At 58.9% G+C, this 26,748-nt stretch carries 28 protein-coding genes; 16 read left to right on the top strand and 12 right to left on the bottom strand.

The window, feature by feature from the left end; genetic code table 11:
* Positions 1-91 precede the first annotated feature (91 nt).
* From greA to dapB, 4 genes are all read right to left on the bottom strand, one after another.
* Positions 92-568 (bottom strand): transcription elongation factor GreA, encoded by a 477-nt coding sequence (gene greA, locus HY308_06095; protein ID MBI3897852.1) that lies wholly within the window; start codon positions 566-568, stop codon positions 92-94.
* The gene (carB, locus tag HY308_06090; GenBank protein ID MBI3897851.1) at positions 565-3,792 is read right to left on the bottom strand and encodes a carbamoyl-phosphate synthase large subunit; all 3,228 of its coding nucleotides are present in this window, start codon (positions 3,790-3,792) and stop codon (positions 565-567) included. The genes greA and carB overlap by 4 nt, the downstream gene beginning before the upstream one ends.
* A gap of 151 nt (positions 3,793-3,943) precedes the next feature.
* Positions 3,944-5,110, bottom strand: a complete 1,167-nt coding sequence (gene carA, locus HY308_06085) for a glutamine-hydrolyzing carbamoyl-phosphate synthase small subunit (GenBank protein ID MBI3897850.1) — start codon at positions 5,108-5,110, stop codon at positions 3,944-3,946.
* Between the two features lie 232 nt (positions 5,111-5,342).
* Positions 5,343-6,137: a 4-hydroxy-tetrahydrodipicolinate reductase gene (gene dapB, locus HY308_06080; GenBank protein MBI3897849.1), complete on the bottom strand. Its 795-nt coding sequence runs from the start codon at positions 6,135-6,137 to the stop codon at positions 5,343-5,345.
* Between the two features lie 83 nt (positions 6,138-6,220).
* Here dapB and HY308_06075 point away from each other — a divergent pair, with 83 nt between their 5' ends.
* Positions 6,221-6,919, top strand: a complete 699-nt coding sequence (locus HY308_06075; protein MBI3897848.1) for an MgtC/SapB family protein — start codon at positions 6,221-6,223, stop codon at positions 6,917-6,919.
* 3 nt (positions 6,920-6,922) lie between these two features.
* Here the strand turns inward: HY308_06075 and dnaJ are convergent, their stop codons facing one another.
* From dnaJ to hrcA, 4 genes are all read right to left on the bottom strand, one after another.
* A complete protein-coding gene (gene dnaJ / locus HY308_06070; GenBank protein ID MBI3897847.1) occupies positions 6,923-8,062 on the bottom strand; it encodes a molecular chaperone DnaJ in 1,140 nt (379 codons plus the stop codon).
* A gap of 132 nt (positions 8,063-8,194) precedes the next feature.
* On the bottom strand, positions 8,195-10,126 hold the full coding sequence (gene dnaK / locus HY308_06065; GenBank protein MBI3897846.1) for a molecular chaperone DnaK: 1,932 nt from the start codon (positions 10,124-10,126) through the stop codon (positions 8,195-8,197).
* Between the two features lie 181 nt (positions 10,127-10,307).
* Entirely contained in the window at positions 10,308-10,883 is a 576-nt protein-coding gene (grpE, locus tag HY308_06060; protein MBI3897845.1) for a nucleotide exchange factor GrpE, read from the bottom strand.
* 45 nt (positions 10,884-10,928) lie between these two features.
* Positions 10,929-12,002, bottom strand: coding sequence for a heat-inducible transcriptional repressor HrcA (gene hrcA / locus HY308_06055; GenBank protein ID MBI3897844.1), 1,074 nt, complete (start codon positions 12,000-12,002; stop codon positions 10,929-10,931).
* 158 nt (positions 12,003-12,160) lie between these two features.
* Here hrcA and HY308_06050 point away from each other — a divergent pair, with 158 nt between their 5' ends.
* The 12 genes from HY308_06050 (at position 12,161) to HY308_05995 (ending at position 22,728) form a co-directional block, all read left to right on the top strand.
* Positions 12,161-13,039, top strand: a complete 879-nt coding sequence (locus tag HY308_06050; GenBank protein MBI3897843.1) for an NAD(+) kinase — start codon at positions 12,161-12,163, stop codon at positions 13,037-13,039.
* 108 nt (positions 13,040-13,147) lie between these two features.
* Positions 13,148-14,821 (top strand): DNA repair protein RecN, encoded by a 1,674-nt coding sequence (recN, locus tag HY308_06045; GenBank protein MBI3897842.1) that lies wholly within the window; start codon positions 13,148-13,150, stop codon positions 14,819-14,821.
* Between the two features lie 25 nt (positions 14,822-14,846).
* The gene (locus HY308_06040) at positions 14,847-15,299 is read left to right on the top strand and encodes an N-acetyltransferase (GenBank protein ID MBI3897841.1); all 453 of its coding nucleotides are present in this window, start codon (positions 14,847-14,849) and stop codon (positions 15,297-15,299) included.
* Positions 15,300-15,502: 203 nt separating this feature from the next.
* The gene (locus tag HY308_06035) at positions 15,503-15,823 is read left to right on the top strand and encodes a hypothetical protein (protein MBI3897840.1); all 321 of its coding nucleotides are present in this window, start codon (positions 15,503-15,505) and stop codon (positions 15,821-15,823) included.
* Positions 15,824-15,921: 98 nt separating this feature from the next.
* A complete protein-coding gene (locus HY308_06030; GenBank protein MBI3897839.1) occupies positions 15,922-16,479 on the top strand; it encodes a DUF2796 domain-containing protein in 558 nt (185 codons plus the stop codon).
* Positions 16,476-17,192: an ATP-binding cassette domain-containing protein gene (locus HY308_06025; GenBank protein MBI3897838.1), complete on the top strand. Its 717-nt coding sequence runs from the start codon at positions 16,476-16,478 to the stop codon at positions 17,190-17,192. The genes HY308_06030 and HY308_06025 overlap by 4 nt, the downstream gene beginning before the upstream one ends.
* Positions 17,193-17,359: 167 nt before the next feature.
* Entirely contained in the window at positions 17,360-18,616 is a 1,257-nt protein-coding gene (locus tag HY308_06020; GenBank protein MBI3897837.1) for an ABC transporter permease, read from the top strand.
* Between the two features lie 18 nt (positions 18,617-18,634).
* Positions 18,635-19,228 (top strand): DUF3299 domain-containing protein, encoded by a 594-nt coding sequence (locus HY308_06015; protein MBI3897836.1) that lies wholly within the window; start codon positions 18,635-18,637, stop codon positions 19,226-19,228.
* Positions 19,229-19,557: 329 nt separating this feature from the next.
* Entirely contained in the window at positions 19,558-20,001 is a 444-nt protein-coding gene (locus HY308_06010; protein ID MBI3897835.1) for a transcriptional repressor, read from the top strand.
* Positions 20,002-20,141: 140 nt separating this feature from the next.
* On the top strand, positions 20,142-20,936 hold the full coding sequence (locus HY308_06005) for an ABC transporter ATP-binding protein (protein MBI3897834.1): 795 nt from the start codon (positions 20,142-20,144) through the stop codon (positions 20,934-20,936).
* On the top strand, positions 20,933-21,799 hold the full coding sequence (locus tag HY308_06000) for a metal ABC transporter permease (GenBank protein MBI3897833.1): 867 nt from the start codon (positions 20,933-20,935) through the stop codon (positions 21,797-21,799). Before HY308_06005 ends, HY308_06000 begins: the two co-directional genes overlap by 4 nt.
* A 20-nt stretch (positions 21,800-21,819) precedes the next feature.
* Complete coding sequence (locus HY308_05995) at positions 21,820-22,728, top strand: metal ABC transporter substrate-binding protein (GenBank protein ID MBI3897832.1); 909 nt, start codon at positions 21,820-21,822, stop codon at positions 22,726-22,728.
* Between the two features lie 49 nt (positions 22,729-22,777).
* On the opposite strand, the gene fur is transcribed toward HY308_05995, so the two are convergent.
* Entirely contained in the window at positions 22,778-23,215 is a 438-nt protein-coding gene (gene fur / locus HY308_05990; GenBank protein ID MBI3897831.1) for a ferric iron uptake transcriptional regulator, read from the bottom strand.
* A gap of 79 nt (positions 23,216-23,294) precedes the next feature.
* Between fur and HY308_05985 the strand changes: the two genes are divergently transcribed.
* Complete coding sequence (locus tag HY308_05985; GenBank protein ID MBI3897830.1) at positions 23,295-23,666, top strand: outer membrane protein assembly factor BamE; 372 nt, start codon at positions 23,295-23,297, stop codon at positions 23,664-23,666.
* On the opposite strand, the gene HY308_05980 is transcribed toward HY308_05985, so the two are convergent.
* From HY308_05980 to HY308_05970, 3 genes are read right to left on the bottom strand one after another with little or no spacing between them, the layout of a single operon-like run.
* Complete coding sequence (locus HY308_05980; GenBank protein MBI3897829.1) at positions 23,661-23,933, bottom strand: RnfH family protein; 273 nt, start codon at positions 23,931-23,933, stop codon at positions 23,661-23,663. The genes HY308_05985 and HY308_05980 overlap by 6 nt on opposite strands.
* Before the next feature lie 8 nt (positions 23,934-23,941).
* Positions 23,942-24,379: a type II toxin-antitoxin system RatA family toxin gene (locus tag HY308_05975; GenBank protein MBI3897828.1), complete on the bottom strand. Its 438-nt coding sequence runs from the start codon at positions 24,377-24,379 to the stop codon at positions 23,942-23,944.
* Positions 24,376-25,812 carry a sodium-dependent transporter gene (locus HY308_05970; GenBank protein ID MBI3897827.1) on the bottom strand — a complete coding sequence of 479 codons (1,437 nt, stop codon included), beginning with the start codon at positions 25,810-25,812 and terminating at the stop codon, positions 24,376-24,378. Before HY308_05970 ends, HY308_05975 begins: the two co-directional genes overlap by 4 nt.
* Positions 25,813-26,012: 200 nt before the next feature.
* Here HY308_05970 and smpB point away from each other — a divergent pair, with 200 nt between their 5' ends.
* Together smpB and HY308_05960 are read left to right on the top strand one after the other, a co-directional pair.
* Positions 26,013-26,483 (top strand): SsrA-binding protein SmpB, encoded by a 471-nt coding sequence (gene smpB, locus HY308_05965; protein ID MBI3897826.1) that lies wholly within the window; start codon positions 26,013-26,015, stop codon positions 26,481-26,483.
* A gap of 40 nt (positions 26,484-26,523) precedes the next feature.
* Positions 26,524-26,727, top strand: a complete 204-nt coding sequence (locus HY308_05960; protein ID MBI3897825.1) for a hypothetical protein — start codon at positions 26,524-26,526, stop codon at positions 26,725-26,727.
* Positions 26,728-26,748: the final 21 nt, after the last annotated feature.

Genomic DNA, 26,748 nt, shown 5'->3' with positions numbered 1-26,748 from the left:
TCGGTGGTGAGAAAATCTCGCCGATTGTTCGCATCCCTCACCCCTTGCCCTCTCCCGGAGGGAGAGGGGGAGTTGGTGGCGCTGATGCGCCCTATATGTACCGGATTTCGAGAATTTCGTACTGGCGAGTACCGCCCGGCACCTGCACGTCCACGACATCGCCCGGTACCTTGCCGATAAGAGCGCGGGCAATCGGCGAGCTTACAGAGATTTTACCTTGGGCAATATCAGCCTCGTGATCGCCGACAATCTGATAGGTCACCTGCTGTCCGCTCTGCTCTTCGACGAGATCGAGCGTTGCCCCGAATACCACGCGGCCGTTGGCGTTCACTTTGGTCGGATCGATGATCTGCGCATTCCCGAGCTTGTACTCCAATTCGTTGATGCGACCCTCGATAAAACCCTGCTGCTCTTTGGCAGCGTGATACTCGGCATTCTCCGATAAATCGCCATGAGCGCGCGCCTCAGAGATCGCTTGAATGACGCGTGGACGCTCGACGGTTTTCAGCTTTATCAGCTCGGCTTCGAGCTTCTCGGCGCCAACGACCGTCATCGGAACTTTGCTCACGCTGATATCTCCCGGTGCAGATCCTGCAGGCGAGTGACCCGCAGCTCTTGCATTTGTCCATGTGCCTCGCAGGCAGCGCGCGCGGCAGCGAGGGTCGTATAGTTGGTTACTCGATGCTGCAACGCCTGCCGCCGAATAGCATACGAGTCTTCTAGGCTGCGCTTATCGGAAATCGTGTTAATAATGATATCAATCTCATCGTTCATGATCATATCGACCACGTGCGGCCGGCCCTCCGATACTTTATTGACCGCCTTGACGGCAATGCCAGCCGTCTCGAGTACAGCGGCGGTGCCGCGTGTAGCCAGAATATCAAAGCCATTCTGACTGAAATAGCGCACGACCTCGACCACGCCAGCCTGATCCGCATCGCGCACGCTGACGAATAACCGTCCGTGCTGCGGAATCGCTGCTCCGGCTGCCACCTGTGACTTAGCGAATGCCTCACCGAAGGTGCGGCCGACACCCATCACTTCGCCCGTCGACTTCATCTCCGGGCCCAGCACGGTATCGACGCCGGGGAATTTGATAAACGGGAACACGGCTTCTTTGACCGAATAGTAAGACGGTACGATCTCGCTAACCACTCCTTGTTCGCGCAGGCTTTGGCCGACCATGCAGCGCGCCGCGACCTTCGCCAATGGACGACCGGTGGCCTTGGAAACATACGGCACGGTACGCGACGCACGCGGATTGACCTCGAGCACGTAGACGTCGCCGTCTTTGACGGCAAACTGCACGTTCATGAGACCGATAACCTTCAACGCCTTTGCCATTTGCACGGTTTGCCGCCGCAGCTCATCTTGCAGCTTCTTCGACAAACTGTACGGCGGCAACGAGCACGCCGAATCGCCGGAATGCACACCGGCTTCTTCGATATGCTCCATGATGCCGCCGATTACGACATCAGTGCCGTCGGAAACGGCATCGACGTCAACTTCACTGGCATCGCTCAGAAAGCGATCGAGCAAGACCGGAGAATCTTCGGAAACTCGCACAGCGTGCCGCATGTAGTAGTCGAGATCTTCGCGCGTGTGCACGATTTCCATCGCCCGGCCGCCGAGCACATACGACGGACGCACCACCAACGGATAACCGATCTTCTCCGCCGCCTTCACCGCCGCCTCGATCGTGCGCGCGGTCGCGTTCGGCGGCTGCATCAGCTTCAGTTTCTTAATGAGCTTCTGGAAACGCTCGCGGTCTTCGGCGACATCGATCGAATCCGGTGTAGTGCCGATAATCGGCGCACCGGCCGCCGCTAAACCGCGCGCGAGCTTGAGCGGCGTTTGACCACCGTACTGCACGATCACGCCGGTCGGCTTTTCAAGATCGATAATCTCGAGCACGTCTTCGAGCGTGAGCGGCTCAAAGTACAACCGGTCGGAGGTATCGTAGTCGGTCGATACCGTCTCCGGATTGCAATTGATCATGATGGTTTGGTAACCATCCTCGCGCATTGCCAGCGACGCGTGCACGCAGCAATAGTCGAACTCGATGCCCTGGCCGATACGGTTGGGACCACCGCCGAGAACGACGATCTTCTTCGTCTTAGTCGGCAGTGCCTCGCACTCTTCTTCATAGGTCGAGTACATGTACGCCGTGGTCGAGGCGAATTCGGCGGCGCAAGAATCGACACGCTTGTATACCGGCCGGATCTTCAATTCATGGCGCCATTTGCGCAGGCGCTGTTCCGGCACTTGCAGCAATTGCGCTAGTCGCCGATCGGAAAAACCTTTGCGCTTCCACTGGCGCAGCGCGACTTCGGCCGGTTTCTTCTTCGGCCGCTTGGCGATATCCCCCTCGATCGCGATCAACTCCTCGATCTGCGCCAAGAACCACGGATCGATGTTGGTCAGGCCAAACACGTCGTCGAGGCTCATGCCGATACGAAATGCATCGCCGACATACCAAAGCCGATCCGGTCCGGGCACGCGCAATGCGTGCTGAATGCGCTTACGCGCCTCGTCTTCGGTCAACGCTGGATCGACCTTAGGCTCGAAACCGTAGCTGCCGATTTCCAGCGAACGCAGCGCCTTTTGCAGTGATTCCTGGAACGTACGACCGATCGCCATCGCTTCGCCGACCGACTTCATCTGCGTGGTCAGGGTGGTGTCGGCCTTCGGAAATTTCTCGAAAGTAAAGCGTGGAATCTTGGTAACGACGTAGTCGAGCGTCGGCTCGAACGACGCCGGCGTCGCGCCACCGGTGATCTCGTTCTTGAGCTCATCGAGCGTGTAACCGACAGCCAACTTCGCCGCCACTTTGGCGATCGGAAAGCCGGTGGCCTTCGACGCCAGTGCCGACGAGCGCGACACGCGTGGATTCATTTCGATCACGATCATGCGGCCGTCGGCCGGATTGATCGCGAACTGCACGTTCGAGCCGCCGGTGTCGACGCCGATCTCGCGCAACACCGCGATCGACGCATCGCGCATGATCTGATATTCCTTGTCGGTCAGCGTTTGCGCCGGCGCCACCGTGATCGAGTCGCCGGTATGCACACCCATCGGATCGAGGTTCTCGATCGAGCAGACGATGATGCAGTTGTCGGCGCGGTCGCGCACGACTTCCATCTCGTATTCTTTCCAACCGATGATCGATTCTTCGATCAACAGCTCGTTGGTCGGCGACGCTTCGAGACCGCGCTCGCAGATGGTGACGAATTCGTCTTTGTTATAAGCGATACCACCGCCGGAACCGCCGAGCGTAAATGACGGACGAATGATGGCCGGAAAACCGATCATCGCCTGCACCTGCAGCGCTTCTTCCATGCTGTGGGCGACCGCGCCGCGGGCGGTGCCGAGACCGATCGACTCCATCGCCTTCTTGAACAACTCGCGGTCTTCGGCCTTGTCGATCGCATCGCGGGTCGCGCCGATCATTTGCACACCGAATTTTTCCAGCACGCCCTCGCGCGCCAGATCGAGCGCGCAATTCAATCCGGTTTGGCCGCCCATGGTCGGCAACACCGCATCCGGCCGCTCACGTTCGATGATGCGCGCCAACGACTGCCAATTGACCGGCTCGATGTAGGTGGCGTCGGCCATCTCCGGATCGGTCATGATGGTGGCCGGGTTCGAGTTGACCAAAATGACGCGGTAGCCTTCTTCCCTGAGCGCCTTACAAGCCTGCGCTCCGGAATAGTCGAACTCGCAACCTTGGCCGATCACAATCGGACCGGCGCCGATGATCAGCACACTCTTGATGTCAGTGCGTTTAGGCATACCAACCTGAGAATTTGATTAACTTTAGTTAAGAGCTTCGTCAGCCGTCCCTAGCGCGACCCCTCGACTTCGATTGACCCCGGCTCGCACTTCCGTGTGCGGGCGTTCGACGGCGTGGATGCACGTTAGGTGCATCCACGACTACCCCGCCTCACCCTACGGTCGCAGGAATCTTGGGAGCCTCAGTGGCCCGCTGTTCCATCATTTGAATGAAGCGATCGAACAGCGGCCGCACGTCGTGCGGTCCTGGGCTCGCTTCAGGATGACCTTGGAAACAGAACGCTGGAACATCGGTGCGCTCGAGGCCTTGGATCGAGCCGTCGAACAGCGAACGATGCGTTACCCGTAAATTCGCCGGCAAGCTGGTTTCATCGACGGCGAATCCATGATTCTGGCTGCTGATCATGACCCGGCCGCTGTCGATTTCGAGCACCGGATGATTGGCGCCGTGATGGCCGAACTTCATCTTGATCGTGCGCGCACCAGAAGCGAGACCGAGCAGCTGATGACCGAGGCAGATGCCGAACACCGGCAAACCGGTGGCGACGATCTTACGAATCGCCTCGATGGCATAGCTACACGGCTCCGGATCGCCCGGGCCGTTGGAAAGAAACACACCATTGGGCCGCAGCTTGAGTACCTCTGCCGCCGACAGGGTCGCCGGCACCACGGTTAAACGGCAGCCGCGGTCGGCCAGGATGCGCAAAATGTTGCGCTTAACGCCATAGTCGAAAGCGACGACATGAAAACGGCCGTCGCTGTGGTTCGCGAAACCGGAACCGAGCTTCCACGAGCCTTCTTGCCATCGATAAGGTTCGGCCGTACTGACAACCTTCGCCAAGTCCATGCCCTTAAGACCGGGAAAACCGCGGGCGGCCGCCAACGCTGCTTTCTTATCGAGACGTTTACCCTTCTCGACCGCCAGGATGCAGCCGTTCTGCGCACCCTTGTCGCGCAACAGGCGCGTCAGCCGGCGCGTGTCGATATCGGCGATACCGACCAACCGATTGCGCTGCATGTAATCGGCGAGTGTCTCGGTCGAACGGAAGTTGCTGGCGCGCAGCGGCAGATCGCGAATGATCAACCCCTCGGCATAAACCCGCCCCGATTCGACATCTTCCGGATTAGTACCGGTGTTGCCGATATGGGGGTAAGTCAGGGTAACGATCTGCTTATAGTAAGAAGGGTCGGTGAGGATCTCTTGATACCCGGTCATGGCGGTGTTGAACACCACCTCTCCCACCGCCTGTCCCGGAATACCTATGGACTCCCCGTAAAACAAGGAACCGTCTTCCAGAGCAAGCAATGCGGACGGCATCAGTATCTACCTCGAACGTGCGCGCAAAAACGGGAGCAAGCAAGCCTTGCTCCCGCTGATTATTAGTTTCGGCTAAGGCCGGCATTTTACGGGGGTGAACGCGCAAGATCAACGCGCTTACTTCGCCGACATTAAATTTAGCTTCCAGAAACCGTCGCTGGATACCATGAGCCTTCTGCCAAAGGGGCGATTGCACAAGCAAAACCATCAGCCGTTAAAGCTAATAGCCGCCTTACGACCGCAATCCCAACACATCCTGCATATCGTAAAGTCCGGCGTCACGGCCGGCCAACCACTGCGCCGCGCGCAATGCGCCATCGGCAAACGTCCGGCGCGATTCAGCGCGGTGTGTAATCTCGACTCGCTCGCCGGCGGCGGCGAAAAGCACCGTATGGTCACCGACAATCTCACCGGCGCGGACGACGGCGAAACCAATGCCGCCCTCGGGCCGCTTACCGGAACGGTCGGCCGGCAACATCAGCTCGGACAACTTCTTACCCCGCGCCTCGGCGATGACCTCGCCCATTCGGCGGGCGGTGCCGGACGGCGAATCGATTTTGTGCCGGTGATGCGCTTCAACGATGTCGACGTCGACGGTGGGGCCGAGCACGCGCGCAGCGATGTCGAGCAATCGCAGACACAGATTCACGCCGACACTCATGTTGGGAGCGAAGACGATGCCGATGCGCTTGGCGGCATTGGCAATTTGTTGCTTACCGAATTCGTCGAAGCCGGTGGTGCCGATCACCATTTTTTTGCCGGCCTTTTGACAATAGGAGAGATGCGCCAACGTCGCTTCCGGACGCGTGAAGTCGATCAAAATATCGAAGTCGCGCACCGTTAGGTCGGCGCTGATCGGCACGCCGAGCGTACCGAGGCCAGCGCGGACACCGGCATCGCTACCGAGTGCATCGGAACCACCATGTGCGATAGCGGCCGTTAGCTTTACGTCGGGCGACGCCGCACTCGCCTCGATCAATGTCCGCCCCATACGCCCGGCTGCGCCTGCGATCGCTACTCGAATCATGAAACCTCCTCGTAAAGGCGGTCAGAATAATGGATTTTCGCGAGGCCGACCACGGCGCCGCGAGCGCGGTATACACTTGATTCATGGACACGTCAGTCATCACCGTGCTCACCCACCTGCTCGGCGCCACGCTCGCCGGCGCCCTTATCGGTTTAGAACGCACTTACCACGGTCGACCCGCCGGATTTCGTACGCACGTGCTGGTGTGTGCCGCATCGAGCTTGCTGATGTTGCTTGGCACCAAACAAGCGGCAATTCTGTCCGGGCTACCGCCCGAATCGTTGCGGATCGATCCGGCGCGGATGGCTCAGGGCATCATGACCGGCATTGGCTTTCTCGGCGCCGGTGTGATCATGAAAGATGGGTTATCGGTGCGGGGACTGACGACGGCGGCATCGATCTGGATCACGGCGTCAATCGGCGTGATTATCGGTGCCGGCTTTTATTTACCGGCGGCGATGGCGACAGCGCTGACGTTAGCAACGCTGTCCTTGTTCCGCTGGCTCGAGGCGACGGTGCCAACCCTGGCCTATGCACGGCTGGCAGTGCGCTATACACGCACCGCCCAGATCTCGGAAAACACGCTGATTATGCTGATTCAACGGCAAGACATTTCCGTGGCATCAAACACGACCTATCGGCAGAGTGCCGAAGGCAAATTCTTCGACTACGAATTATCCATCCGCAGCGCCGAGACCGAAAACTTCCGTCGCCTGGCCGATGTGCTGGCGGCGACATCCGAAGTCTTGGAATTCTCGCTCACACCGGCGAGCGAGAAGTAACAACTACGACGCCCCGAAAAATCCCTTCAAGCGTTCGACCCATGAGCTGGCACGTGGGTTGTGCCGTTCGCCACCATGTTGGATCGATTCCTCGAACTGACGTAGCAATTCTTTCTGTTCGCTGGTGAGGTTGACCGGCGTTTCAATACTTACGCGGCAATAGATGTCGCCGACATGCCCGCTGCGCACGTTGCGCACACCACGACCGCGCAGGCGGAACGTTTTCTCGCTCTGCGTGCCGGCGGGAATCTTGATGCTCGCGCGACCGTCGAGCGTCGGTACTTCGAGATCGCCGCCGAGAGTGGCGGTGGCGAAACTAATCGGCATCTCGCACTGCAAGTTATCTTGCTCGCGCACGAAAATCGGATGCGGTTTAAGCTGCATCTGCACGAACAAATCACCCGCCGGCCCGCCACGCTCGCCGACCTCGCCTTCGCCGGCCAAGCGAATCAGATCGCCGTCGTCCACACCGGCCGGCACTTTGACCGACAACGTCTTGGTGCGCTCGACCCGACCTTGGCCGTTACACGCGGTGCACGGATCGGTAATGCGCTGACCGGCGCCGCGACAGGTCGGGCAGGTTTGCTGGATCGAGAAGAAACCTTGCTGCATGCGCACTTGGCCGTAACCTTCGCAGGTACGGCAAACGGTCGGCGACGTGCCGGGCTTAGCGCCGGAACCTTTGCAGGTGTCGCAACGTTCGTTGGTCGGCACGCGTATTTGCACTTCCGTGCCGCGCACCGCATCTTCGAGCGAGAGCTCAAGGCTATAACGCTGATCGGCACCGCGATAAGCCTGCTTGGGATTACGGCGACCGCCGCCGAAGATATCCCCGAACACATCGCCGAAGATGTCGCCGAACGGCGAGGCGCCACCGGCACCGTAGAAACCACCGGCACCAGCAGCCGCTGCCGCTGGATCGACGGCGGCATGGCCGAACTGATCGTAAGCGGCGCGCTTTTGCGCATCGGCTAAAATTTCGTACGCCTCTTTCGCTTCTTTGAAGCGGGCCTCGGCGCTTTTGTCATCGGGATTGCGGTCGGGGTGATACTTCATCGCCAACCGGCGGAAGGCCTTGGTGATCTCGGCCTCGGAGGCGTTGCGCGCAACACCCAGTGTCTCGTAGTAATCGGCCTTACCCATGCGTTTTTGCCCTGTCATCGTCCGCGATTCGCGGACACACCAAAAAGGCACTGTGAACTCTCACGGTGCCTTTGGCGCGCTACTTAATTAACTGCAACGATCGTCCTTGAGCACTGCATTGGCTCGCGAACCTTACTTCTTCGCCTTGCTGTCCTTCACTTCTTCGAACTCGGCGTCGACGACGTTGTCCTTGTCGTTACCACCGGCCGCGCTCGCCGCCTCGGCAGCGCCAGCTTCCGCACCTTGCGTGTTCTTATAGAGTTGCTCGGCCAATTTGTGCGAGGTCTCGAGCAACGCTTCGGTCTTCTTGGTGATGTCGTCTTTGTCGTCGGTACGCACCGCCGCTTCTAGCTCCTTAATCGCCGCCTCGATGCGCGTCTTCTCGGCGGCATCGAGCTTATCGCCGGCTTCCTTCAACGTCTTTTGCACGTTATGGACGGCAGCGTCGCCTTGATTACGGGCCTCGGCCAGCTCGCGCGCCTTGCGGTCTTCTTCCGCGTGCATCTCGGCGTCTTGCACCATGCGTTGAATCTCGGCCTCGGACAGGCCCGAGCCGGCCTTGATCTCGATCTTGTTCTCTTTGCCGGTGGCTTTGTCCTTCGCCGACACATGCAGAATGCCGTTGGCGTCGATATCGAATGCCACTTCGATTTGCGGCATACCACGCGGCGCCGACGGAATGCCGGTAAGATCGAAACGACCGAGCGATTTGTTGCCGCTCGCCATTTCGCGCTCGCCCTGCAGCACGTGCACCGTCACCGCCGTTTGATTGTCGTCGGCAGTCGAGAACGTTTGCTGCGCTTTGGTCGGGATGGTCGTGTTCTTTTGGATCAGCTTGGTCATGACGCCACCGAGCGTCTCGATACCGAGCGACAACGGCGTCACGTCGAGCAGCAACACGTCTTTGACGTCGCCGCCGAGCACACCACCCTGAATCGCGGCACCGATCGCCACGGCTTCGTCTGGGTTTACGTCTTTACGCGGCTCTTTGCCGAAGAAATCCTTTACCGCTTGCTGCACTTTCGGCATGCGCGTCTGGCCACCGACCAAAATCACGTCGTCGATGTCGGCACCCTTTAGGCCGGCGTCTTTCAACGCCACCTTGGACGGCTCGATGGTCCGCGCGATCAAATCTTCGACCAACGACTCGAGCTTGGCGCGCGAGAGCTTGATGTTGAGATGCTTCGGACCGCTGGCGTCGGCGGTAATGTACGGCAGGTTTACCTCGGTCTGCTGGGTCGACGATAGCTCGATCTTGGCCTTCTCGGCCGCGTCCTTCAGACGCTGCAGCGCCAACGGATCGCGATTTAGATCGACACCGTTGTCTTTCTTAAATTCTTCGGCAAGGTAATCGATGATGCGTTTGTCGAAGTCTTCACCGCCGAGGAAGGTGTCACCATTGGTCGACAGCACTTCGAACTGATGCTCGCCGTCGACTTCGGCGATCTCGATGATGGAGATGTCGAAGGTGCCGCCGCCCAAGTCATAGACCGCGATCTTGGAGTCGCCCGGTTTCTTGTCCATACCGAACGCCAACGCCGCGGCGGTCGGCTCATTGATGATGCGCTTCACTTCCAAACCGGCGATGCGGCCGGCGTCTTTGGTCGCCTGGCGTTGCGAGTCGTTGAAGTACGCCGGCACGGTGATGACGGCTTCAGTGACTTCATGGCCGAGATAATCTTCGGCCGTCTTCTTCATCTTCTGCAGCACGCGCGCCGACACTTCCGGCGCCGCCATCTGCTTGCCGCGCGCCTCGACCCAGGCGTCGCCGTTCTTCGCCCGGACGATCTTGTACGGGACCATCTTGATGTCCCGCTGCACTATTTCCTCTTCGTATTTGCGGCCGATGAGGCGCTTCACGGCATAGAGGGTGTTTTGCGGATTAGTGATGGCCTGACGTTTGGCGGCCTGACCGACGATGACCTCGCCGTCTTCCGCGAACGCGACCACTGACGGCGTGGTGCGATCACCCTCGCTGTTTTCGATGACGCGAACCTTGCTGCCTTCCATGACGGAGACGCAGGAGTTCGTCGTACCGAGATCGATGCCGATTATTTTCGCCATTGCTGTGTCCTCAAAAAATTCCGAAATGTGTATTGGGGTGCCTTATGGGGCTAGGGCCCGCGTTTTCAAGAGGCCCTATCACCGTGTCGTTTGTTTGAGCGGGATCTACCAATCTATACCGGCTTCGCTCCGCCGCCTCACCTCCCCCGCGAGGGGAGAGGGGAAGTCGATTCGCTAACGCTCATTCAGTCGGCTGGGTCGCTGGTGCCCGCGCCACGACCACCATCGCCGGCCGGATAACCCGGTCATGCAGTAAGTACCCCTTCTGCATAACGGCGGCCACGTGATTCGGCGGGACTTCGTTGCTCTCTACCATACTAATGGCCTGATGCTTGGCGGGGTCGAATTTCTCGCCCTTGGGGTCGACGATAGTGACGGAAAACTTGCGCAACACGTCGTCCATCAGCTTTAACGTCAGATCTAGCCCCTGATGCATCTTTTGCAGGGCCGTGTCGCTCTCCTGACGAATATCGACGGTGCGTGCTAGCTCTAAACTATCCCGTACCGCGACCAGCTCGCTGGCGAAGCGCTCGATAGCATATTTATGAGCATTACTAACATCGATTTCGGCGCGCCGGCGGATATTTTCCATATCGGCCCGCGCCCGCAGGAATTTCTCAGAATTCTGTACAGCCTCTGCTTTCATCGTCTGCAGCTGTTGCTGCAAATCGGTTAGCTGTGGATCGGCTCCTGCTACGCCACCGTCGGTAACGGCAGATCCCTGGGCCGGCTGCGCTCGCCCCTGTTCTTCAGACATAACAACCCCTCATACGCTTTTTAGATGATGGACTGCCTAATGGGGTTAGGACCCCGAGCTTTCAAGGCGTGGCCCGGACGGTCCCGAGGTGCCGCTAAGGGCGGCGCTCAACAACCGGGCGGTAATATCGACAATCGGAATGATGTGCTCATACGACATACGCGTCGGGCCGATCACCCCGAGCGTACCGACGACCTGCTGATCGACCGTGTACGACGCGGTCACAACGCTGCAATCTTCCAACACTTCGTAACCGGATTCCGCACCGATAAATATTTTGACGCCGCTCACCCGCATACTCTGATCGAGTAGATGCAACAAATCGCGCTTCGCCTCGAAAGCGTCAAACAACTTACGTAACTTTTTGACGTCACCAAGGTCCGGAATATCCATCAAATTGGATTCGCCGCTAACAACTAGCTCATCGACCTCACTTTTCTCGCCCGCAAAGGCCTTTCCGGCCATTTCCATCGCCAAATTCATGAATCGCTGCATGTCGGTCGACGCCTGCTGCATCTCTTTCAGCAACGCCTGCTTTACGTCGGTCAGCAACATGCCGGCATAGCTCGCGTTGAAATAATTAGCGGCTTCGACCAATTCCGAGGGGGTGTAATCGCGGTCGGTGTTGATGAGACGGTTGTCGACGTGCCCATCCTGGGTGACCAGGATCACTAATAAACGCCGCCCGGACAGACCGACGAAATCGATATGCCGAAATGCCGGTTGCTCCTCGCGCCGCGGCATTAACACTAAACCGGCGAGCTTGCTGACTTCAGATAATAAGTGTGAGGCGTGCTCGATTAGCTGTTGCGGATCCTGTGTGGACGACAGCTCGCCCTTCAACTTACGCACCTCGCTAGCATCGAGCGGCTGCACCTTGAGCAAACTATCGACGAAGATCCGGTATCCACGCTGGGTAGGAACGCGCCCCGCCGAAGTATGCGGCGAGCGCACCAGGCCCATTTCTTCGAGGTCGGCGACGACGTTGCGAATGGTCGCTGGGCTCAGATCCAAGCCACCATGGCGGGCGAGCGAACGCGACCCCACCGGCTGGCCATCAGCGATGTAGCGCTCGATGAGCGTCTTTAATAGAAGTTCAGCGCGCGGATTGAGTGTCATAGAGAGGGTAAATTACAAAGCGCCTGTATACCCAGGGAATTTAGCACTCGAATGGACCGAGTGCCAAGCGATCGCACCCTATAAATGATTTTTCGATGCGGCTGGTCGCCCGCGCGCCGCGCGTGCTAGCTTATCGCGCTCCTATTTTGGGCATTAGCATGAAGCGCGCCTTCCAAACCGTTGGTTTGTTCGGTAAATACCAGGACGACGATGTGGTCGGCCCGCTGCTGCAGCTGGGTCGATTTCTGAAAACCCGCGGTCTACAGGTGCTTATCGACGAAAGTGCCGCGCGCAGGATGCCTGAGCCCATCGGCCAGGCCCTGCCCTTCGAGCGCCTCGGCCCGGCGATCGATCTCGCCATCGTCATCGGCGGCGACGGCACGCTACTGCACGTCGCCCGCCACCTGTCGGACTACGAAGTCCCGATCATAGGTGTCAACCAAGGCCGGCTCGGTTTCCTTACCGATATCGCCCTCGCCGACATGGAGCAGGAAGTCGGTCGCATCCTCGACGGCAAGAGCCAGATCGAACCGCGACTGCTATTGCACGCCGAGATCGAACGCAACGGCGAAATCCTCCATACGGCGCGTGCGTTCAACGATGTCATCATCAGCAAGGGCGAGCTCGCGCGTCTGATCGAGTACGAAACGTACATCGGCGACGAGTTCGTCAACAGCGCCCGTGGCGATGGCGTCATCGTCGCCAGCCCGACCGGCTCGACCGCTTATGCCATGTCCGCCGGCGGCCCGATCCTGCAGCCGACGTTGCCAGTATTGGCGCTGGTGCCGATCTGTCCGCACACGCTCAGCAATCGGCCGATTATGGTATCGGCTGACTCGCTCATTCAAATCGTCATTTTGGAATTATCGAGCAGTCATGCGCACGTCACCTTCGACGGCCAATCCAACTTTATGTTGGCGGCCGGCGATCGCGTCAATGTGCGGCGGGCGAAACGTTCGGTCAAACTGCTGCGGCCGATCGGTCGCAACCACTATGATGTGCTGCGTGAAAAATTGCATTGGGGTACGAAATACTGATGCCAACCGAAATGATCGCATTAGCGAACCCACTCGCCCTCTCCCGTAGATGCAGGAGAGGGCTAGCACAGTGAATCCAACTCACGTCATGACGGGCTGCAGACTCTAATGTTGACTTCGCTTTACGTCCGTGATTTCGCCATCGTTAAGAGCCTCACGCTCGAATTCTCGTCGGGGCTGACCGTGCTCACCGGCGAAACCGGTGCCGGCAAATCCATCTTGATCGATGCGCTGGCGCTCGTGCTCGGCGACCGCGCCGATGCCGGTGTCGTACGCCACGGTGTCGAGCGGGCCGATGTCTCTGCCGGCTTTACGCTCAAATCGACGGCGCCGGCGACGCGCTGGCTCAAAGAAAACGACCTCGACGCCGACGGCGAGTGCGTGCTGCGACGCGTGATCGAACGCGAACGCGGTTCGAAAGGTTTCATCAATGGCCGGCCGGTACCGATTCAGATGCTGCGCGAGCTCGGTGAGCACTTGGTCGATATTCACGGCCAACACGAGCACCAGTCGCTGTTGAAGCGCGACGCGCAACGCGACATCGTCGACGACTACGCCGGACACACGAACGCCGTCGCCGATGTCACTCGCCTCTACCAAGAGTTGCACACGCTCGAAAGCCGCATCGACGCCTTGCGTACACAGACAGCCGATCGCAGCGCCCGCTTGGAACTGCTGCAACATCAAGTGAAGGAGCTCGACGCGCTCAATCTCAAAGCCGAAGAGATCGCCGGCCTCGAGGACGAGTACGCGCGCCTCGCCAACGGCGCCGAACTGCTCGACGGTGCCCAAACCGCGGTACAAGCGTTGTACGACGACGATGAAACATCGGCCTCGCAGTTGCTCGCCCGCGTTGCCACCAAACTCGAAGGGTTGGCGCATCACGATCCGCAGTTGAGTGAAGTGACAGCGCTGGTCAGTGAAGCCGTCATTCATGTCGATGAAGCGGCCAACCGCTTGCATCGTTATCTCGACGGCTTGGATCTCGATCCCGAACGCCTGCAATGGCTCGAAGCACGCTTAGGCGCGATTCACGGCTTGGCACGCAAGTATCGCCTGCGCCCGGAAGAGCTGCCGGCGTTGCTCGAGCGGTTACGCGCCGAGCTCGGCGACATCGAGCATTTCGACGACAACCTCACGCGCTTGCTGGAAGATGCAACGCGCATTCGCGCGTCGTACCTCGAAGCGGCGCAAGCGGTCTCGCGCAAACGTCGCGACGCCGCTAAAAAGCTGAATCGCATCGTCAGCGAACGCATGCAAGAACTCGGCATGGCCGGCGGCCGCTTCGAGGTCGAAGTCACGCCGTTAGCCGATGGCGAAATCAGCGCGTATGGCCTCGATCGTATCGAGTTGCTCGTGACGGCCAACGCCGGCCAGCCGGCACGGCCATTGGCCAAGGTGGCATCCGGTGGCGAGCTGTCGCGTATCAGCTTGGCGCTGCAAGTCGTGACCGCAAAGATCGGTCGCGTGCCGACATTAATCTTCGACGAAGTCGACGTCGGTGTCGGCGGCCGTGTCGCCGAAATCGTCGGCCAGCAACTGCGCGAACTCGGTCAGTCGCGGCAAGTACTGTGCATCACTCACTTGCCGCAAGTCGCCGCTCAAGGCGAGCATCATTTGCAGGTGGCGAAACAGACAAAAGAAACTGCTACAGTCGTTGACGTGCGCCCGTTGACCGACGCCGATCGCGTACTCGAAATCGCCCGCATGCTGGGCGGTGTCGAGATCAACAAGAAAACGATTGCGCACGCCGAGGATATGCTCAGCCGTGCAACCGCCTAACGCAAAATCGAAAATGCCGTCGCCCATCGTGCGCCCCGCCGCCATCGGCGACGTTCCCGACATTCATCACCTGATCGAAGGCTACGCCACGCAAGGTAATTTGCTGCCGCGACCGATGAGCGAGATCTATCGACACCTGCGCGATTTCTTCGTCGTTGAAATCGACGGCAAGGTTGCCGGTTGCAGTGCGCTCGAGATCTTCACCGAAGACCTCGGTGAAGTCCGTTCGCTGGTGGTGGCCGACAATTACAAAGGCCGCGGCTACGGCCACTTATTGGTGGAACGTGTGATCGATGAAGCACGCCTCATCGGCCTGCGCCGATTGATGGCGCTGACGTATGTGCCGCCGTTCTTTCACAAGCTCGGTTTCACGACCGTGCCGAAAGAAACGCTGCCGGAAAAAGTCTGGGGTGTGTGCATCAAGTGTTATAAGTTCAACAACTGCGACGAGATCGCGGTGTTGAAAGAGCTGCACTGAAAGAATCTTCCGAAACCTGCACGAGAACGTTCGCTGGAACCAGCTAGCGTTCTACGGTAGTCAGTCACATCAACAAAAACTTAACAAATGTGATGGCGTGTTAACGATCGTCACGCGGTGCGACTAACTTGCGAAGCATCTAACGTGGCGCTAGTCTGCTCTCTCCTTAAGTTATCGACGCGTCATCGCTTCGCTCAACACTAATGGCCAAAACGAAAACCATCGGCCGATCGATCCTTCGCCGTGCACGAGCGCTCGTGCCGCTGCTGGCGGTGATGTTCGTCGCTGTGCAATTGGCGGCGTTGGTGCATGAATACGAGCATGTATTTCATCATCACGAAGGGCCGTGCGCGCAGCACTTCATGGCCGATAACTTGGCGAAGGCACCGGCACCGCCGTTGCTGCTGATGGTCGCGTCGGCCAGCGTCAGCGAAAACATTTCTCCGTCTCTATTGGTGCTGCTATCGCGCACCGTGCCCAGCGCCGTCGCGCGCGGCCCTCCCCGATTGCTAGCGATTGTTTGAAATCGCCCAGCGGCGCTATCCGTCGCTGGTAGTAACATTCGATTGAAATCGCACTCCGAAAAATTTATTCCCGGAGCTGCTGCTTTAGGAGAAAAACCATGCATAAGTTTTCTTTACTATTTCTCGTCACTGCAATTGCCGCGGCCCCGGCATTCGCTGCCACAAGTACCAGCAAGAGCACCGATAAAGAGGCCGGATTCGAGCAACACGCCGGCCACACCCACGGCATCGGTCAATTGCAAGTCACACTGGAAGGTAACGAGCTCGGCATCGGCCTCGATAGCCCCACCGACAGCTTCCTCGGCTTCGAACATGCCGCCAACACCGCGGCGCAGAAGAAGAAGGTGCAAGAGACCGAGCAACTGTTAAAACAGCCGGAAAAATTGTTTGAGCTGCCGGCGGCGGCGCAGTGCCAAGCGCAACCATCGACGGTAGACATCAAGCTGCCAACCGCGGGCAGCAAAGAAAAACATTCCGATCTCGAAACCCAATGGCGCTGGCAGTGCAAGACGCCGGCTGAGCTGAAGCAAATCGACGTGCGCATGTTCAAGGCGTTTCCCAAGCTCAAGCAGCTGAAGGTGCAAATGGTGACGCCGAACGGTCAAAACGAGAAAGTATTAAAGGCCGATAACACCCGACTCGCGTTGACGCCGTGACCGTGCCGGTCATCGATATCAACGATCTGGAATTCAGCTGGGCGAAGGACCGCCCACTGATTCAGATTGAGCGGTTGGCGATCAACGCCGGTGAGCGCGTGTTCGTGCACGGGCCGAGTGGCAGTGGTAAAAGCAGCCTACTCAGCTTGCTCGCCGGCGTCGTCGTACCGCAACAGGGCCGGATGAAAGTTTTGGATACCGAGCTAGCGAAATTGCCGGCGGCGGCGCGTGATCGCTTTCGCGCCGATCACATCGGCGTCATCTTTCAGATGTTCAATCTAGTGCCGTACTTATCCATCGTCGAGAACATTACGCTACCCTGCCGATTCTCGTCGCGCCGACGCGAGCGCGTAACGGCGCGCGGTGGCGCCGATGACGAGGCGCGGCGTTTGCTCGAGCATCTGGATCTTGCCGAAGCGGCGTCGTCGGAACGCGCGGTGACACGCTTGAGCGTCGGCCAGCAACAACGGGTGGCCGCCGCGCGCGCGTTGATCGGTGGGCCGGAAATTGTGCTGGCCGATGAACCGACGTCGGCGCTCGACAGCGACCGACGCGAGGCGTTTCTGAAATTGCTGTTCCGCGAATGCGGTGAGCAACGCACGACGCTACTGTTCGTCAGCCACGACATCAACTTGCAGCGATTATTCGACCGCACCGTCGCGCTGCACGACATCAACCGTGCGGCAGTGCAACGGGAGGACACGAATGATTAAGGCAGCTTTCTTCTCCGTCAGACCATCTTCATCGAATAACTCAGCGCTCCCCTCTCCCCCCTTGCGGGAGAGGGGAAGGGGGAGAGGGGTGATAATAAACCCCCTCTCTCCTGTCCTCTCCCCCGCGAGGGGGGAGAGGGACCCTGCGATTCGAACGAGTCACTGACATGGTTCTAACACTGGCATTCAAGAGTTTGCTCAACCGGCGCGTGACGGCGTTCTTGATGGTGCTGTCGATCGCGCTCAGCGTAACGTTACTGCTCGGTGTCGAACGCTTGCGCACGCAGGCACGCACCGGCTTCGCCAACACCATCTCCGGCACCGACCTGGTCGTCGGCGCCCGCACCGGCACCACCGCCCTGCTACTGCAATCAGTGTTCCGCATCGGCTACGCCAGTAACAACATGTCGTGGCGCAGTTACCTCGACGTTGCGCACCACCCGCGCGTCGCCTGGACCGTACCGATCTCGCTCGGCGATTCGCACCGCGGCTTCGTCGTGCTCGGCACGACCGCGGATTACTTCACGCACTATCATTTCGCGCGCAACCGCCGTCTCGAATTCGCCGAAGGTAAACCGTTCGCCGACGTGTACGATGCCGTGCTCGGCGCCGACGTCGCCCGCGAGCTCGGTTATCGCCTAAACCAGTCAATCGTTATCGCCCACGGCGCGGTCGAGAGCGAAGGCGCCATGCACGACGACAAACCGTTTCGTGTGGTCGGCATCCTGCAGCGCACCGGCACACCGGTGGATCGTACCGTGCACGTCGGTCTCGACGGCCTCGAAGCGATTCACGTCGATTGGCAAAGCGGCATGCGCGTGCCCGGCGCCAAGATCTCGGCCAAGGATGCACGCAAACAAGATCTCACGCCGCAAACCATCACCGCCGCTCTTGTCGGCCTCGACTCGCGCACCGCGGTCTTCCACGTGCAGCGCTTCGTCAACGAATACCGCCGCGAACCGCTGTTGGCGATATTGCCGGGCGTGGTGCTGCAAGAACTGTGGGACACGATCGGCATCGTCGAAAAAGTGCTGCTAGCGGTATCGTCGCTGGTCGCATTGGTCGGCTTATGCGGCATGGTCACGGCACTGCTCACCGGCTTAAACGAACGCCGGCGGGAAATGGCGGTCCTACGTTCTGTCGGCGCACGACCACGGCATATTTTGACGCTGATCGTCGGTGAAGCGACGGCGCTGACCGCGATCGGTGTCGTTCTCGGCGTGGTATTGTTGTACCTCGCGCTATTCTTCGTGCGGCCGCTGATCCAAAGTTATTTCGGTATTTATCTCGACATTGGTCTGCCGACGACCTATGAGCTTGGCTTGCTGGCCGCCGTGCTGCTGGCCGGCATGCTCGCCGGTCTTCTACCGGCGCTACGTGCCTATCGCCAATCGTTGGCAGACGGCATGATGATCCATATTTAGTTAGACGAAGGTATCTCTATGAACATCGCTCGCGCTTTTCTGATGACGGTCGGTCTTGCGATCGGCCTGTTCGCCGGCCCCGCCGCGCAGGCACTGCAGCCCACACCGGCGAAGCCGGCGACCAAAGCCGCACCGCAGAATGCCGGTGCGATAAAAGCGATCAGTTGGGAAGACCTCGTCCCGACGAGTTTCCGCCCGGACGAAATGATGCGACGCTACAGCAAGAAGATGGCCAAGCTGAGCGACAGCGATCCGCGCGCGCAGCAGTACGCCGACGAGCTGCGCGCCGCCTGGGAGAACGCACCGGTGGTCGACGCACTGAACAACAAGCAGGTGAAGCTGTCCGGCTTCCTGGTAACGCTCGAAGGCGACGGCAAGGCGGTCTCGGAATTTCTGCTGGTACCCTACTTCGGCGCCTGTATCCATGTGCCGCCGCCGCCGTCCAATCAAATCGTTCTCGTGCGCACCGGTACCAAACCTTTCAAGGTGCAACAAGTGTTCGACAAGGTGTCGGTCGTCGGCCGCCTGAAAACCGAGCACGCCCACAACGAGCTCGCGAACGCGAGCTATGTCATCGAGGCGAGCGACGTCGAACTCATGAACAGTCCGTAAAAATAAAACCAAACCTCGCATGAGCCCCCACCTCAAACGTATCGTGGCGCGCCACTACCGAAGCCAGCCAGCCTACTGACCTCGACGGACATTGTCAGCAACGAGGGACCAATCTCGTGCCCATGTACGTTCACGGTAAAACATATCCACGGCAACAACAGGCGGCATAGCGATATGAGCTATTGATTCATTGCGTGCTCGCTCAAAATGAAAAGCCGCCGACCCTAAACCGATTTGGGAGACCACATAGTCACGAGAGTTGTCAGAACCGCCTGGGCTATAATGCAACTGAGTTGCTCAAGCAATTTGATTGCATTATCCTAGCGCGCATGCCGAAACGGGAACCAATGGTGAACCGGGCCGACGCGATTACCGAACGTATTCGCAACGCGGGTGTCCGCGCGACACCCGCGCGGGTCGAGGTGTTGCGACTACTGTCCACGGCCGGGCACGCCTTGAGCCATCAAGAGGTCGAGGCACACTTTGGCGGGCGTGCGGATCGGGTAACGCTGTATCGCGTGCTCGATTCGTTGGTGCAAGCTGGGCTTGCGCACAAGCTGACCGACGACGCGCGCGTATTTCGCTTCAGCGCAACCGCCGCAGCGCACGTGCCGCATACCGAGCACGGCCATTTTCGCTGCGACGACTGCGGGCGCGTCTATTGCCTAGAGGCATTGCCGTCGGCGAAACCGCGTGTTCCGCAAGGATTCCGCGTTGCCCATGTGGATCTGAAAATTCGCGGCCGCTGTGCACAGTGCGTACGGGTTCGATAATCACTAATACTGATTGTGGCGGTGAATCTCATCATGAATAAGCTCGGATTTTCGCTGCTGCGCGTCAGCATATTCGTTCGCCTGACGATCGTTGCGGCGATATCAGCAGTTCTTTGGTTGGCGATCTTGTGGGCGCTCGCATGAACGTAGCACCCGTCCGACATCAAGCGAATTCTGCCGTCGTTTCGTTTGAAAACGTCACCTTCGGCTACGAGCAGCATCCAGCGGTGCATCATCTCTCCGGCGAAATCAAAACCGGCGACCTCCTCGGCTTGGTCGGGCCGAACGGCGCGGGTAAGTCGACGTTGCTCAAGGGCATCGCCGGACAACTGCGCCCGTTGGACGGCACGATGCGGCGCCATGGGCTGCGCGCCCGTGATATCGCTTATCTACCGCAGCAGGCTGAGCTCGATCGAAGTTTCCCAATCACTGTGTTCGATTGCGTGGCGATGGGCCTTTGGCCCCGCCTTGGAATTTGGCGCGGCATCAATGCTTATTGGAAAGGCACCGTTCTTGACGCGTTGGCGAAGGTCGGTCTCAAGGAATTTGAAACGCGCATGATCGGCACGCTTTCCGGCGGCCAATTCCAGCGCATGCTGTTCGCGCGTCTGTTGCTGCAGAACGCGCCCATCGTTCTGCTCGATGAACCGTTCCGGGCGGTCGATATCAAAACGGTCAGCGATCTGGTCGAGCTCGTTTTAACCTGGCACACCGAAGGTCGCACCATCATCGCCGCGCTGCATGACCTCGAGCAGGTGCGCGCCCATTTCCCGCGGACCTTGGTCCTTGCACGCGAGCTCGTCGCCTGGGGCGAAACCAACGCTGTCCTCACCCCCGACAATCTTTTCAAAGCCCGACAACTGTGCGAAGCGTGGGACGAGAACGCAGAGATTTGCGAACGCGGCACGCACGAAGCGCAACGGAAGACCGCATGATCGACGTTCTCACCCAGCCGTTTGTCGAATTTTCCTTCATGCGCCGAGCGCTCGTCGGTTGTTTGGCGCTATCGCTTGGCGCCCCGCCCATCGGGGTTTTCTTGATGCTGCGCCGCATGAGTCTGATGGGCGACGCAATGGCGCACGCGATTTTGCCCGGTGCCGCCATCGGCTATTTGATTGCCGGCCTATCGTTATTCGCAATGACGGTCGGCGGTCTGGTCGTTGGCATTACGGTCGTTTTACTCGCGGGCGTCGTCGCGCGCTCAACCGTACTGCGCGAAGACTCGAGCCTGGCGGCGTTTTACTTGATATCGCTCGCCTCAGGCGTGCTGATCATTTCGATGCGCGGCAGTAGTATCGATCTGCTGCACGTGCTCTTCGGCACGGTGCTCGCACTGGACAACAACGCCCTCATCCTCATCGGCGCTATCGCGACGGTGACGATGGCGGCGTTGGCGGTCATCTACCGGCCGCTGGTGCTGGAGTGCCTGGACCCGATGTTTCTTCGCTCAGTGAGTCGGGCAAGCTCGCCGACGCACTTCTTCTTCCTTGGGCTAGTCGTCCTCAATCTGGTCGCCGGGTTCCATGCCCTCGGAACCTTGCTGGCGGTCGGGCTCATGCTGTTGCCGGCGGTGACCGCACGGTTTTGGGTCGAAGACATCTCGAAACTTATTGTCGTCGCGGTGGCATCAGCACTGGGTGCCAGCGCCATCGGTTTACTGTTGTCCTATTACGGCAACCTGCCATCGGGTCCGGCGATCATTCTCGCCAGCGGCGTCTTTTACATCGTCTCGCTTCTCTTCGGCCCGCGAGGCAGCCTCATCGGGCGACTATTCCCGCACAAGCATCTCCAGGGTTAATTAACTAAAGGTAGAGAAACATGAACAAACGTTTGTTGCTGCGAGCGATCGCCCTTATCGCGCCGTTACTCGTTCTATCGAACAGTGTGCATGCTGCCAACAAGCTCAAGGTTGTCGCGTCGTTCAGTATTCTCGGCGACATGGCGCGCCAAGTGGGTGGCGACCGCGTTGAGGTCAGCACGCTGGTCGGAGCCAATGGTGATACCCATGTCTTTCAGCCTGCACCCGGCCACGTCAAAATCGTTGCTGCCGCTAATGTTCTCATCATCAATGGTCTTGGATTCGAGGGCTGGATCAGCCGGCTCGAAAAATCAGCCGGCTTCAAAGGCGCGGTGGTCGTAGCGACGACCGGCATTGCGCCGCATCAAATGGAGGAAGAAGAAAATGGCAAGCAACAGAAGGTCATCGATCCACACGCCTGGCAGAGCCTTGCCAACGGAAAAATCTACGTCCGCAATATTCGCGACGCATTGATCGCAGCCGATCCGTTCGGGAAAGCGACTTATGAAGCCAACGCCAACAAGTTCCTATCTGACATCGATCGGCTCGACGCGGAAGTAAAGGCCAACGTCGCCAAGCTACCGTCGGATCGACGCCGCGTCATTACCTCACACGATGCCTTTGGCTATTTTGCGACCAGCTATGGATTGGAGTTTATCGCCCCGCAAGGAGTGAATACTGAAAGCGAAGCGTCGGCAAAAGACGTTGCCAGCATCATTCGCCAGATCAAGACGCAGAAAATTCCGGCGATATTCTTAGAGAACATTTCGGACCACCGCCTGCTCGATCAGATCGCCCGAGAAACCAGCGCCAAGGTGGGCGGTACGCTGTATTCCGACGCATTGTCGGATTCGAGCGGACCGGCCGCTACCTACCTCGATATGTTCCGGCACAACACGCGAACGTTGATGGCAGCGCTGTCGTCCTAGCGCTGCCCCCGAACTATCGCAGACTACGCTACCGCTGACATGGACGGCGTTACTTCTTCGAACACTTGCCGTTTCGCTTCATCCCTTCGCATACGCCGAACAGGTAGAGCGCGTGATCGTCGATGGTAAAGCCAGCCTGCTCGGCAACGTGGCGCTGCCGTTCTTCGATGGCCTTGTCGTAGAACTCGAACACCTGACCGCAAGCGACGCATACCATGTGGTCGTGATGTCCACCCTGATTGATCTCGAACACCGACCGGCCGCCCTCGAAGTTGTGGCGAATGACGAGGCCGGCCTCTTGGAACTGAGTGAGCACGCGATAGACCGTGGCCAGGCCGACATCTTCGCCGCCTTGGTGCAGGCGCTGATAGACCTCCTCCGCCGTCAGGTGCGGATGCTCGGCTGATTCGAGGATTTCGAGAATCTTCCGGCGCGGGGTGGTGGCTTTCAGGCCGGCCTTCTTAAGATCGGCGTCGGTGTCTGGCATGGCAGGCGTATACCCAATTGCGGGGTTGCGGTTATGATGCAGGCAGTTTAAATGTACTTGCGGAGCAACGCCAAAAATTATGCGCGCCTATCGCCTCGGGATCTTATTCACCGCGCTCTTATTATTATCGAGCTGCTTGCATCCCTATAGCCCGGAAGTTCAACAGGGCAACATCGTCACACAAGAAATGCTCGATAAGCTCAAGCCAGGCATGACAAAAAATCAAGTGCGGTACGTGCTCGGTACACCGCTGATCAACGATCCGTTCCATCAAAACCGCTGGGACTACGTTTACCGGTTTCAAAAAGAAATGGGCGCGCCCGCCGAGCAACGCCGTCTGGCCGCCATCTTCGAGAACGACGCGCTATTACGCTGGGAAGGCGAGGCACTCAAGCCGGCCGATATCGCCGGCTCGGCGGAATCGTCGAATACGCAACAGCCGTCGTTATAAACGCGAACGGGCGCGACGGCGCCGTTGCTCCTTCGGGTCAATCAATAACGGTCGATAAATCTCGACCCGATCGCCGTCAGCCACCGAATCGCTCAGCTTCGCCCGCGTACCGTAAATCCCCACCGCTGCTTGCGTAAGATCGATCTCCGGGAAACGAGCGACTAATCCGGAGGCAATGATCGCTTGCTCGACGGTGGCGCCAGTGGGCAACTGCACCGTTGCAACCGCTTGTACGTCAGCGCGCGCGTAAGCGACTTCGATCCGCATCGCCGCGTTCACCGCTGTCCGTACAGCGTCTTCGCGCGCGCATGAAACGCCTCGACCATCTGACCGGCGATGGTGCTGAACACCGGTGTCAGCACGGCGCTGAGTAGTCGATTAGCGACTTCGAATTCGAGATCGAGCGCAATCTTGCTCGACGTTGCATCGAGCGCGGCGAAACGCCAAAAACCTTGCAGATAACGGAACGGTCCTTCCAGCAACCGAATTTCCATCATCTTGTCTTTCTGCAGCAGATTGCGCGTGACGAAAGTCTTGTGCACACCGTGATAGGCGATAGTGATAGCGGCTTCGACAATGTCTTCGCTTTGTTTGAGGACGCGCGTGTCACCGCACCACGGCAGAAATTTCGGATACGACAGAATGTCGGCAACCAGCTCGTACATCTCGTGATCGCTATAAGGCACCAACGCCGAACGATGGATGGCGGTCACGCGTAGATGATCGATAGGCTGACGAACAACAGCAGCAATAACGGCGGCACGACGAGGCGCAACAACCACAGCCAAGCATCAAACGCGCACGACGAGCGCAACGCTAAATCAGCACGGGCATTGTCGACCGGCAGAAACCAGCCGGCGAATAGCGCCAGCGCTAAACCGGCCAGCGGCAACATGCCTTGAGCGGTGAGGATTTGCAGCACGTCGAACGCGCCGATCTGTTTTTCCATGCCGAAAAATTTAAACGAGAACGCCCAATAGTTGAATGAAAATAGCGACACCAGCCCGAGCAACCAGGCGCACAAGCCAACCACGATCGCCGCGCGCCGGCGGGCGATACCAAACCGCTCGGTCATCCAGGCGATCACCGGCTCGATCAGCGCGATCGCCGTCGCCAACGCAATCATGACGATTAGCGCGAAGAACAAGCTGCCGAACCATCTGCCGTACGGCAAATGGTCGAACGCCAACGGCAACGCCTGGAACACCAAACTAGGGCCGGAAGTCGGCGCTACGCCGCCGCCCAACAAAACGGCAAAGACAATGACACTGCCGAACACCGCGATCAATGCATCCAGCCCGACGACCGTCAACGCCGCGCGCGCGATCGATGCCTCCCGATCGAGATAGGCGCCGTACATCATCGCCATACCCGTGCCGAGACCGAGACTGAAAAATACCTGCGCCAACGCCGCCAGCCAGGCGACCGGCGACAGCTTGGCGAAATCGGGCGTAAACAAAAACGTTGCGGCGTCGCGAAAATTACCGACGCTGAGCGCATAACCGGCGAGCGTCAGCAGCGCCACTAACAGTAACGGTACCAATACCCGAATCGTCGGCTCGAGCCGCCGGCGCAGGCCACCGGCGGTAATCGTCAGTGTCGTCGTAATGAACAGGCTGTACCAGAAAATCTGTTTTTCCGGATCGCGCACGAAGCCGGTGAACACGCTGGCGATACCGTCGGCGGTAAGCCCGGTCATCACGCCGAATACCGTGCGCACGAAGTAGCCGATGGCCCAACCGGCGACCACGCTTAAATAAGAGAAAACGATAAACCCACCGAGTACCGTCAACCACCCCAGCAGCGCCCAATGTCGACCGCCACGCGCGCCCCGGCCTAAATCGGCAAGCGCCGTGATCGGTGACGCATGTGCGCGCCGCCCCAGCATCACTTCCGCAATCAACAACGGCGCACCGACGAGAAATGCCAGCAACAAATAAATCAAGATGAACGCACCACCGCCGTTCTCGCTCACGAGATAGGGAAACTGCCAGAGGGTCTTGAAGGTAATGGCGGCGCCGGTCAATGCCAGCACGAACGTGAAGGTGTCGGACCAACGCTTGGAACCGACGGAACCAGCGATATCGGCGGAATGGGCAACGGGGGCAGCTGCGCTCTTGCGACTGCGACGACTCAACCCCGGCATGCGTTTACCCCCTAACGAATAGTTCTATATTTAAGAATAATAGCCGCTGCTTCCCGGGACACGGGCGGCGCAGAATCTGGCACGCGCTGGACCGCCTGTCCATAGGCCGAGCGAGAGTTTTCGATCACAATTTAAGAAACAAGGACACGGGGGCAGGCACACCTATAATATGGCGCCCGCGTTGATCTGATGTTGCACCCATGAGCCAAAAGAAAGAAAAGACCCCCGCCTCGATCGCCCAGAATCGCAAGGCGCGGCATGACTACTTTATCGAGCAGAAATACGAGGCCGGCCTGGTGCTGCAAGGCTGGGAGGTCAAGAGCCTGCGCGCCGGTCGCGCACAATTGAAGGAAGGCTACGTCACCGTCGAAGGCAGCGAGGTCTTTCTGATTGGCGCACACTTCTCGCCGTTAACGTCGGCCTCGACCCACATCCATCCGAACCCGACCCGCGCGCGCAAGTTGCTATTGCACCGCGAAGAGATCAGCAAGCTCATCGGTGCGGTCGAACGTCGCGGCTATACCATGGTACCTCTATCGTTGTATTGGAAACGCGGTCGCGCAAAGATCGAGGTCGGTCTTGCCCGCGGTAAACAACAGCACGACAAACGCGCCGACCTCAAGAGCCGTGAGGCGGAACGCGAAGTGGCGCGCGCCCTGAAGTCGCGTTGACGCTCGATAACCGGGTAATTGCCAGCATTAGCTAATTTCTTTGTATGAAGTGGCGAGCCAAATCAAACAAAATGCATCGAACCCACGTCCGCTGCTGGTCGCCGTCACCGGCTATGGCCATGCCAACGATGTGCAACAGGTGCAGCAGGCCGGGTTTGACCATCATTTGTTAAAGCCGGTGCGCTTGGAAGAATTGATCGACGTGCTGAAACAAGCAATGTCAGTTACCAAACCTCGTCGATAACACGACTACCCTAAGCCACTC

The organism is Gammaproteobacteria bacterium (assembly GCA_016199745.1).
In the GTDB taxonomy this organism is placed as follows: Bacteria; Pseudomonadota; Gammaproteobacteria; order Acidiferrobacterales; family Sulfurifustaceae; genus JACQFZ01.
The sequence above is the reverse complement of the archived record's forward strand: the minus strand, read 5'-3'. Positions and strand labels throughout refer to the sequence as shown.

What these genes read in the sequence shown, in the direction of transcription:
- carB (MBI3897851.1), bottom strand. Translation starts at nt 3,792, where the DNA reads ATGCCTAAACGCACTGACATCAAGAGTGTGCTGATCATCGGCGCCGGT.
- carA (MBI3897850.1), bottom strand. Translation starts at nt 5,110, where the DNA reads ATGCCGTCCGCATTGCTTGCTCTGGAAGACGGTTCCTTGTTTTACGGG.
- dapB (MBI3897849.1), bottom strand. Translation starts at nt 6,137, where the DNA reads ATGATTCGAGTAGCGATCGCAGGCGCAGCCGGGCGTATGGGGCGGACA.
- HY308_06075 (MBI3897848.1), top strand. Translation starts at nt 6,221, where the DNA reads ATGGACACGTCAGTCATCACCGTGCTCACCCACCTGCTCGGCGCCACG.
- dnaJ (MBI3897847.1), bottom strand. Translation starts at nt 8,062, where the DNA reads ATGGGTAAGGCCGATTACTACGAGACACTGGGTGTTGCGCGCAACGCC.
- dnaK (MBI3897846.1), bottom strand. Translation starts at nt 10,126, where the DNA reads ATGGCGAAAATAATCGGCATCGATCTCGGTACGACGAACTCCTGCGTC.
- grpE (MBI3897845.1), bottom strand. Translation starts at nt 10,883, where the DNA reads ATGTCTGAAGAACAGGGGCGAGCGCAGCCGGCCCAGGGATCTGCCGTT.
- hrcA (MBI3897844.1), bottom strand. Translation starts at nt 12,002, where the DNA reads ATGACACTCAATCCGCGCGCTGAACTTCTATTAAAGACGCTCATCGAG.
- HY308_06050 (MBI3897843.1), top strand. Translation starts at nt 12,161, where the DNA reads ATGAAGCGCGCCTTCCAAACCGTTGGTTTGTTCGGTAAATACCAGGAC.
- recN (MBI3897842.1), top strand. Translation starts at nt 13,148, where the DNA reads ATGTTGACTTCGCTTTACGTCCGTGATTTCGCCATCGTTAAGAGCCTC.
- HY308_06035 (MBI3897840.1), top strand. Translation starts at nt 15,503, where the DNA reads ATGGCCAAAACGAAAACCATCGGCCGATCGATCCTTCGCCGTGCACGA.
- HY308_06030 (MBI3897839.1), top strand. Translation starts at nt 15,922, where the DNA reads ATGCATAAGTTTTCTTTACTATTTCTCGTCACTGCAATTGCCGCGGCC.
- HY308_06020 (MBI3897837.1), top strand. Translation starts at nt 17,360, where the DNA reads ATGGTTCTAACACTGGCATTCAAGAGTTTGCTCAACCGGCGCGTGACG.
- HY308_06015 (MBI3897836.1), top strand. Translation starts at nt 18,635, where the DNA reads ATGAACATCGCTCGCGCTTTTCTGATGACGGTCGGTCTTGCGATCGGC.
- HY308_06010 (MBI3897835.1), top strand. Translation starts at nt 19,558, where the DNA reads ATGCCGAAACGGGAACCAATGGTGAACCGGGCCGACGCGATTACCGAA.
- HY308_06005 (MBI3897834.1), top strand. Translation starts at nt 20,142, where the DNA reads ATGAACGTAGCACCCGTCCGACATCAAGCGAATTCTGCCGTCGTTTCG.
- HY308_06000 (MBI3897833.1), top strand. Translation starts at nt 20,933, where the DNA reads ATGATCGACGTTCTCACCCAGCCGTTTGTCGAATTTTCCTTCATGCGC.
- HY308_05995 (MBI3897832.1), top strand. Translation starts at nt 21,820, where the DNA reads ATGAACAAACGTTTGTTGCTGCGAGCGATCGCCCTTATCGCGCCGTTA.
- fur (MBI3897831.1), bottom strand. Translation starts at nt 23,215, where the DNA reads ATGCCAGACACCGACGCCGATCTTAAGAAGGCCGGCCTGAAAGCCACC.
- HY308_05985 (MBI3897830.1), top strand. Translation starts at nt 23,295, where the DNA reads ATGCGCGCCTATCGCCTCGGGATCTTATTCACCGCGCTCTTATTATTA.
- HY308_05980 (MBI3897829.1), bottom strand. Translation starts at nt 23,933, where the DNA reads ATGCGGATCGAAGTCGCTTACGCGCGCGCTGACGTACAAGCGGTTGCA.
- HY308_05970 (MBI3897827.1), bottom strand. Translation starts at nt 25,812, where the DNA reads ATGCCGGGGTTGAGTCGTCGCAGTCGCAAGAGCGCAGCTGCCCCCGTT.
- smpB (MBI3897826.1), top strand. Translation starts at nt 26,013, where the DNA reads ATGAGCCAAAAGAAAGAAAAGACCCCCGCCTCGATCGCCCAGAATCGC.